The sequence below is a fragment of the Alistipes sp. genome (assembly GCF_048465575.1).
GTDB lineage: Bacteria > Bacteroidota > Bacteroidia > Bacteroidales > Rikenellaceae > Alistipes.
On sequence record NZ_DBFWLG010000020.1, the window covers coordinates 1 to 4,866 of the forward strand.

Consider the following 4,866-nt stretch of genomic DNA (forward strand, 5'->3'; position numbering starts at 1 on the left):
GTTATCCACTTCACAATTCATTGGTGAACATATTCATGCTATCCGATCAAAGTCCGTAGATGATTATCCTCTTCAAGGGAAGAAAATGAAATTATAGTCAATCACGGAGGTACTAAATATGTATCTCCGTGATTAAAAAAAACAAAAAAACAGGAGATATTTTTGCCTTTTCAAAAAATCATTCGTAGTTTTGCGAACAACAAATAAGAATGAGAATGGAAAATAAGGAATATACCGTAGCCCAAGAACAACTTGCCCGTTTCGCTAAAGCCATGGGGCATCCGGCCCGGATTGCCATACTTCACTTTCTGGCAAAGCAGGATTGTTGTTTTTTCGGGGATATACATGAGGTGTTGCCTATTGCAAAAGCAACCGTATCGCAACATTTGAAGGAATTAAAAGATTCCGGATTAATTCAGGGTTCTATTGAGCCGCCTAAAGTGAGATATTGCATTAACAGGGGAAATTGGCTTATCGCTCAAAAGTTGTTTATCACGCTGTTTGAAAACTGTTGCCCCAAGCAGGACAGTTGTTGCGGATAGGGCTATTTTTTTAGTTATTATGTTCGTAATTCGACGAATCACAAATATTAAAGATATGAAAAAACTCGTTTTTTTACTCTTTGCCCTATCGGTTACAATGGTGTGCGGGGCACAAAGTTATTGGCCGGAACAGTCTGTAAAGGATATGAAAGGGAGGACAAGGAACCTCAAGGATTTTACATCGGAGAAAGGGACTACTTTATTTGTTTTTTGGAAAACGTGTTGCCCGAATAATATTACGATGATAGAGGAATTGTATGAGGTGTGGTCGGAATATGAGAATGAAGAAAAACCGATAACGGTGGTTTTGGTATCTGTGGATGATCAGCGTACAGCCTCCCGTGTAAAGCCTATTGTCAGTACAAATGGATGGGATTGGGAGGTCATTATGGATAAGAATGGAGATTTGGCACGAACCTATAATATAATTATTCCACCTCAATGGATCGCTTTTGACCGAACCGGGAAGGAGATTTTCAGAAGCAAAATAACAAACGGCTCTCTCGATTCCGGGATATTTTTCAGGGAGCTGGTTGATAAAATCAATAAAAACAGTTAAATCAAAAGATTATGAAAAGAGTAATTTTATTATTGACGATTTGTTTGGGATTGTTCGCCTGCGGTAATAGTAATGCGAAAGGGAACAAAACAGCGGAGAAACAAGCAGAAAAAGACCGTGTAGAAGTGCTTTATTTTCACGGTAAGCAGCGTTGCGCAACGTGTATGGCGATAGAAAAGAATGCAAAGGCCGCAATAGAGGCAGCTTTTGCCGATGAATTGAAAAATGGTACGGTAATATTCAGGACGATTGATATTTCTAAAGCTGAAAATGAAGCTATCGCCGATAAGTATGAGGTGACATGGTCGTCGCTTTTTGTCAGCAAATGGAAAGACGGCAAGGAAAGTAAGGAGAATATGACCGAATATTCTTTTGCAAATGCGCGTACCGCTCCCGATACATTCAAGGAGGGATTGGTGAAGAAGGTTAAGGAAATGCTAAAATAATGGCTTATGGAGTGGCTACAATCTTTGTTGGATAGCAGTACAACCCCGGCTCTGACCGCTTTTTTGCTGGGGTTACTAACCGCTGTATCGCCCTGCCCGTTAGCGACCAATATTGCAGCAATCGGGTTTATCGGAAAGGATATTGAGAACCGTCGCCGCATTTTTCGCAATGGATTGTTATATACTTTCGGTCGTGTGATTGCCTATACCTTATTGGGCATTGTGTTAATTCTCGTGTTGAAAGAGGGTTCGAGTTTGTTCGGTATTCAAAAGTTTATCGGCAAATACGGTGAAATGATACTTGGCCCTGCTTTGTTGCTGATCGGTTTGTTTATGTTGTTCGGCCATAAGCTGAAGTTGCCGTCGTTCGGCTTCAAAGGCAACGGAGAGAGTTTGGCGCGACGCGGGGGCTGGGGAGCTTTATTGTTAGGGATGTTGTTTGCTATGGCGTTTTGCCCTACGAGCGGAGTGTTTTATTTCGGGATGCTGATTCCAATGTCTGCAACGGCTCCGGCTGGTTATCTGCTTCCGGTTGTTTTTGCAATAGCAACTGCCCTACCTGTTTTGGTGGTGGCTTGGATATTGGCTTTCAGTGTACAGCATATCAGTAGTTTTTATGGCAAAATGCAAACTATCCAGAAATGGTTGAACCGGATTGTCGGAGGATTATTTACGATGATCGGTTTGTATTATTGCATTCTGATGTATATGTGATTTTCATATAATGTTCGTAATTAAACGAATAACAATTAACAATTAAATAGTTCGGATTATGGAAATTAAAGTTTTAGGAGCTGGTTGCGCCAAGTGTAAGACAACCTATGAAATGATTGAGAAGGTAGTGAACGAGAATAATCTCAATGTGACGCTTACCAAAGTGGAGGATATTATGGAATTGCTCAATTACAATATTATGAGTACCCCGGCGGTGGTTGTGGATGGAGAGGTAAAGATCAAAGGGCACGTTCCGACAGAGAATGAGGTTAAAAAGATGCTCGGTATTTAATTCAATTTTGTATGGATACTAAAAAGGAGTTGAAAATCCTCTTTTGGATTGTCGCCGTTTTTGTGGCTGTCTTTTTTATGCCACTCGGCAATGAGCGGTTTATGACAGCGATAGATGCCACGCTCGATTTGTCGAAATGGTATGCACAGGAACACGTTGTGTTGTGTTTGTTGCCTGCTTTTTTTATTGCAGGTGTGATTGCCGTTTTTGTCAGTCAGGGAGCGGTTCTCAAATATTTCGGAGCCAATGCAAAGAAATGGCTGTCTTATACGGTGGCAGCGGTTTCCGGCGGTATTCTGGCGGTATGCTCGTGTACCATTTTACCGTTATTCACCAGTATTTATAAGCGTGGTGCAGGTTTAGGTCCGGCGATTGCTTTTCTTTATTCAGGCCCGGCGATCAGTATTTTGTCTATTATCCTGACGGCCCGGATTCTGGGTTTCGAGATGGGTGTGGCTCGAATTATCGGAGCAATTTTATTTTCGGTGGTAATCGGTCTTGCTATGTCTTTTATTTTCCGCAAGGAAGAGAAGGCGAAAAAGGAGCAGCAGATGAATATTGTGCCTCCACCCGAAAAACGACCGATGTGGCAAACCTCGTTTCATTTCTTTACGCTGGTGCTGATCCTTGTGTTTGCCAATTGGGGTGCGCCTGCTGCATCGGATACGGGTTTATGGTCTTATATTTTTGCCTATAAATGGTATATAACGGGAGTTTTTGCGCTTTTGATGTGCTGGTCGCTTATCCGGATATTGAAATTGCGTGCCACATGGGTGGTGCTGGGTGCGGCTGTTACCCTGCTTTCAGCATTCCTTGCCGGAGCATTTATCGCTAATGCCAAATTGGTTCCGCTTGTACCGATGATAGTAGGGATCGCAGCATTGTCAGTGATATTGCTTTTTGACAAGCGGGATGACGAAAACCGGGAGTGGGCATTATCTTCGTGGGGATTTGCAAAACAGATTTTACCGTTGCTGGCTATCGGCGTCGTGACTGCCGGGTTTTTGCTGGGTTCAACGCACGATAATACATCTATTGCCGGGGTTATTCCCAATAGCTGGATTGAATGGGCTGTGGGTGGAAATTCGTTGCTATCGAATTTCTTTGCAAGTTTCACGGGGGCATTCATGTATTTTGCCACGCTGACAGAAGTTCCGATTATTCAGGGGTTGCTCGCCTCCGGTATGGGTAAAGGCCCCGCGCTTGCCCTGCTTTTGGCTGGCCCCTCGTTGTCGTTGCCGAATATGCTGGTGATCCGTGGCGTGATGGGAACGAAAAAAACGACGGTGTATGTTGCACTTGTCATTGTTATGGCTACTATTTCGGGATTTGTATTTGGAAACTTTTTTTGAGGATTTAGATGTATTATGAAGAGAACGATTTATAAAGTAGAACGGATGGATTGTCCTTGTGAGGAGAATTTGATTCGTTTTAAATTACAAGATTTACAGAATATCAAGAGCATGGAGTTTAATTTGAGCCAAAGGACAGTGACTATTTTTCATAGCGGCGACCACGATTCTATTGAAAACGTCTTACAGAAATTAGATTTAGGTGTCCGGCTTATTGAAAGCATTGCATCAGACAGAGATTTTCGATCACAGGGGGACAACAAACAGCGACAAACTTTGTGGCTGGTTTTAGCCATCAACTTCGCGTTTTTCCTTGTCGAAATGAGTACGGGGTTCTTTTCCCATTCTATGGGATTGATTGCCGACAGTCTGGATATGCTTGCCGATGCCTTTGTTTATGGTCTTAGCCTGTTGGCGGTGGGAGCTGTCGTGTCAAGAAAGAAACGTATCGCTATGATATGTGGGTACATCCAATTGTTTCTTGCCTGTTTGGGTTTTGCAGAGGTTGTAAGACGTTTTGTCGCAGCAGAAACTATTCCAGATTTTCAAGTGATGATAGGGGTATCATTTCTCGCACTGCTGGCAAATATAGTCTGTTTGTTCTTACTGCAAAAAACGAGAAGCAAGGATGCTCACATTCAAGCCAGTATTATTTTCTCATCCAATGATATTATTATCAATACAGGTGTCATCATTGCAGGCCTTTTGGTGTGGCAATTTGACACAGTACTTCCGGACTTGATTCTTGGTACAATTGTATTCTTGCTGGTTATTAGAGGTGCTTTACGTATATTGAAATTATCAAAGTAAAAAAGATGAAAATATTGATTCTTTGTACAGGCAACAGTTGCCGCAGCCAAATGGCACATGGTTTTTTGCAGTCATTCGATGCCTCTTTAGAGGTACACTCGGCAGGAACGAACCCCGCCCGGCAAGTGAATCCGACGGCGGTTGCTGTTAT

General features: G+C 42.6%; 7 protein-coding genes and 1 pseudogene. All 8 read left to right on the forward strand.

Features of this window, described 5'->3' with window-relative positions; all coding sequences use genetic code 11:
* The first annotated feature begins 215 nt into the window (after window positions 1–215).
* On the forward strand, window positions 216–542 hold the full coding sequence (locus ACMQ11_RS06270) for an ArsR/SmtB family transcription factor (protein WP_418991909.1): 327 nt from the start codon (window positions 216–218) through the stop codon (window positions 540–542).
* Between the two features lie 55 nt (window positions 543–597).
* Complete coding sequence (locus tag ACMQ11_RS06275) at window positions 598–1,101, forward strand: TlpA family protein disulfide reductase (RefSeq protein WP_418991910.1); 504 nt, start codon at window positions 598–600, stop codon at window positions 1,099–1,101.
* Between the two features lie 11 nt (window positions 1,102–1,112).
* Complete coding sequence (locus ACMQ11_RS06280; RefSeq protein ID WP_418991911.1) at window positions 1,113–1,547, forward strand: nitrophenyl compound nitroreductase subunit ArsF family protein; 435 nt, start codon at window positions 1,113–1,115, stop codon at window positions 1,545–1,547.
* Window positions 1,548–1,553: 6 nt separating this feature from the next.
* Complete coding sequence (locus tag ACMQ11_RS06285; RefSeq protein WP_418991912.1) at window positions 1,554–2,261, forward strand: aromatic aminobenezylarsenical efflux permease ArsG family transporter; 708 nt, start codon at window positions 1,554–1,556, stop codon at window positions 2,259–2,261.
* Window positions 2,262–2,319: 58 nt separating this feature from the next.
* Window positions 2,320–2,553: a thioredoxin family protein gene (locus tag ACMQ11_RS06290; RefSeq protein ID WP_418991913.1), complete on the forward strand. Its 234-nt coding sequence runs from the start codon at window positions 2,320–2,322 to the stop codon at window positions 2,551–2,553.
* Window positions 2,554–2,564: 11 nt separating this feature from the next.
* Window positions 2,565–3,905, forward strand: a complete 1,341-nt coding sequence (locus ACMQ11_RS06295; RefSeq protein WP_418991914.1) for a permease — start codon at window positions 2,565–2,567, stop codon at window positions 3,903–3,905.
* A gap of 15 nt (window positions 3,906–3,920) precedes the next feature.
* The gene (locus ACMQ11_RS06300) at window positions 3,921–4,715 is read left to right on the forward strand and encodes a cation transporter (protein WP_418991915.1); all 795 of its coding nucleotides are present in this window, start codon (window positions 3,921–3,923) and stop codon (window positions 4,713–4,715) included.
* A 5-nt stretch (window positions 4,716–4,720) separates the two neighbouring features.
* Window positions 4,721–4,866: pseudogene (locus ACMQ11_RS06305) on the forward strand (arsenate reductase ArsC); the annotation flags it as partial.